The organism is Endozoicomonas sp. ONNA2, from assembly GCF_024606365.1.
Classification (GTDB): Bacteria; Pseudomonadota; Gammaproteobacteria; order Pseudomonadales; family Endozoicomonadaceae; genus Endozoicomonas.
Genome location: NZ_JAHHPO010000475.1, coordinates 1 through 3,543 on the forward strand (window position 1 = coordinate 1; position 3,543 = coordinate 3,543).

The following is a 3,543-nucleotide window of genomic DNA, read 5'->3' on the forward strand; positions in this document are numbered from 1 at the left end:
CCTACTCTCACATGGGGAAGCCCCACACTACCATCGGCGATCGGTCATTTCACTGCTGAGTTCGGGATGGGATCAGGTGGTTCTAACCTTCTATGGTCGCCAGGCTTATCTGGTTTGAGTCATGGGTTATGTGTTATGAGCACACCTCCCCTAACTCTGGAATCCAATCATTAAGCTTTCTTGCTGTACACTCTTGTGTATGGCTCCAACTGACTACTGGTCACTGACCACTGTCAACTGGTACGTAAATCGCTTTGGCGTTATATGGTCAAGCCGCACGAGTCATTAGTATTGGTTAGCTCAATGCCTCACAGCACTTACACACCCAACCTATCAACGTCATCGTCTTTAACGGCTCTTCAGGACTCTCAAGGAGTCAGGGAAGTCTCATCTTGAAGGGGGCTTCCCGCTTAGATGCTTTCAGCGGTTATCCCGTCCGAACATAGCTACCGGGCAATGCGTCTGGCGACACAACCCGAACACCAGTGGTCCGTCCACTCCGGTCCTCTCGTACTAGGAGCAGCTCTTCTCAAACTTCCAACGTCCACGGCAGATAGGGACCGAACTGTCTCACGACGTTCTAAACCCAGCTCGCGTACCACTTTAAATGGCGAACAGCCATACCCTTGGGACCGGCTTCAGCCCCAGGATGTGATGAGCCGACATCGAGGTGCCAAACACCGCCGTCGATGTGAACTCTTGGGCGGTATCAGCCTGTTATCCCCGGAGTACCTTTTATCCGTTGAGCGATGGCCCTTCCATTCAGAACCACCGGATCACTAAGACCTGCTTTCGCACCTGCTCGAGATGTACCTCTCGCAGTCAAGCGTGCTTGTGCCTTTACACTAACCGTACGATGTCCGACCGTACTTAGCACACCTTCGTGCTCCTCCGTTACTCTTTGGGAGGAGACCGCCCCAGTCAAACTACCCACCACACAATGTCCCCGATCCCGTTCCGGGACCCGGGTTAGAACCTCAATATTGCCAGGGTGGTATTTCAAGGGTGGCTCCACGGCAACTGGCGTCACCGCTTCAAAGCCTCCCACCTATCCTACACAGGCAACATCAAGATCCACTGTGAAGCTGTAGTAAAGGTTCACGGGGTCTTTCCGTCTAGCCGCGGATACGCTGCATCTTAACAGCGATTTCAATTTCACTGAGTCCCGGGTGGAGACAGCGTGGCCATCGTTACGCCATTCGTGCAGGTCGGAACTTACCCGACAAGGAATTTCGCTACCTTAGGACCGTTATAGTTACGGCCGCCGTTTACCGGGGCTTCGATCAACCGCTTCTCTTGCGATAACAGCATCAATTAACCTTCCGGCACCGGGCAGGCGTCACACCGTATACGTCCACTTTCGTGTTGGCACAGTGCTGTGTTTTTAATAAACAGTCGCAGCCACCTGGTATCTTCGACCAGCAACAGCTTACGGGGCAAGCCCTTCACCATCGCCGGCGCACCTTCTCCCGAAGTTACGGTGCCATTTTGCCTAGTTCCTTCACCCGAGTTCTCTCAAGCGCCTTGGTATTCTCTACCTGACCACCTGTGTCGGTTTGGGGTACGGTCCCTGGTGACCTGAAGCTTAGAAGTTTTTCCTGGAAGCATGGCATCAACCACTTCGGTTCCTTGGAACCTCGTCGTCAGCTCTCGGCCTTGAGGACCCGGATTTGCCTGGGTCCCCAGCCTACTACCTTAAACGCGGACAACCAACGCCGCGCTGGCCTGGCCTTCTCCGTCACTCCGTCGCAGTCACAAGGGGTACAGGAATATTGACCTGTTTCCCATCGATTACGTCTTTCGACCTCACCTTAGGGGCCGACTCACCCTGCGCCGATTAGCGTTGCGCAGGAACCCTTGGTCTTCCGGCGGGGGAGCTTCTCACTCCCCTTGTCGTTACTCATGTCAGCATTCGCACTTCTGATACCTCCAGCATACCTCCCGGTACACCTTCAACGGCTTACAGAACGCTCCTCTACCGGTTCAGTAGACAGTTGACAGTAGACGGTGGACGGTTTTGCCCTGAGTCATTGGTGACTCTTGTGCAAATTCGTTAGCATTTTGGCAATTGTCTGGTATTCGGTTTTCAGGTGTTCCCACTGATTTTTCTCGATGTATCCGAGATCCAGTGAGTATCTGATCCATACTCGTATTTCGTCGGCTGATCCGATGGCCATTAATAAGAACCTTCGAAATTCAGCTTTTGAAATACTCATTTTGCCATAGCCTTCAGCAACATTTGCGCATATGCCTTTACTGGCTCTGCGCATTTGGTCAGCAAGACCATGCATTTGTTCATGCTTTGGATATTCAAGTGTGAGCTTATGAACTTCCAGCGAAGCCCGGTACGCTTTCTTGAATACATCCAACTGCTCAAAACCCTGCATGTATACTCACCAAACTGTTTACTGTCCACTGTCAACTGTCCACTGAACCCCGTAGCTTCGGTGAACAGTTTGAGCCCCGTTAAATCTTCCGCGCGAGCCGACTCGACCAGTGAGCTATTACGCTTTCTTTAAAGGGTGGCTGCTTCTAAGCCAACCTCCTGGCTGTCTGGGCCTTCTCACATCGTTTCCCACTTAACTGTTACTTTGGGACCTTAGCTGACGGTCTGGGTTGTTTCCCTTTCCACGACGGACGTTAGCACCCGCCGTGTGTCTCCCGTGATTGCACTCATCGGTATTCGGAGTTTGCATGGGGTTGGTAAGCCGGGATGGCCCCCTAGCCCAAACAGTGCTCTACCCCCGATGGTGAGACACGAGGCGCTACCTAAATAGCTTTCGAGGAGAACCAGCTATCTCCGGGCTTGATTAGCCTTTCACTCCTATCCACAGGTCATCCGCTAGCTTTTCAACGATAGTCGGTTCGGTCCTCCAGTTGATGTTACTCAACCTTCAACCTGCCCATGGATAGATCGCCCGGTTTCGGGTCTACTCCCAGCGACTGTTGTTCCCAAGAACGCGCCCTGTTAAGACTCGGTTTCCCTACGGCTCCCCTAAACGGTTAACCTTGCCACTGAAAGTAAGTCGCTGACCCATTATACAAAAGGTACGCAGTCATCGGTGGACAGTTGACAGTAGACGGTGAACGGTTCAGGAAGTGCCTGTTTCTGGCTCCCTGTTTCATTCCGACGCCCTATCATCCAGCGACGGTGTTTCAGCCTCGCAGTCAACCGTGCTTTTGCACATTAACTGTCTACTGTCCACTGTCAACTGTACACCGACTCCCACTGCTTGTACGTACACGGATTCAGGTTCTGTTTCACTCCCCTCAACGGGGTTCTTTTCGCCTTTCCCTCACGGTACTGGTTCACTATCGGTCAGTCAGGAGTATTTAGCCTTGGAGGATGGTCCCCCCATGTTCAAACAGGATTTCACGTGTCCCGTCCTACTCGATTTCACAATGATTGGCCTTTCGTGTACGGGGCTATCACCCACTATGGCGACACTTTCCAGAGTCTTCCACTAGACCAAAAATTGCTTAAGGGCTAATCCCCGTTCGCTCGCCGCTACTGGGGGAATCTCAATTGATTTCTTTTCCTCC

At 52.4% G+C, this 3,543-nt stretch carries 2 rRNA genes; both read right to left on the bottom strand.

The features are described from left to right. Nucleotides 1–104, bottom strand: a 5S ribosomal RNA gene (rrf, locus tag KDK14_RS08555); the annotation flags it as partial. 160 nt (nt 105–264) lie between these two features. Then, nucleotides 265–3,543 (bottom strand): 23S ribosomal RNA (locus KDK14_RS08560); the annotation flags it as partial.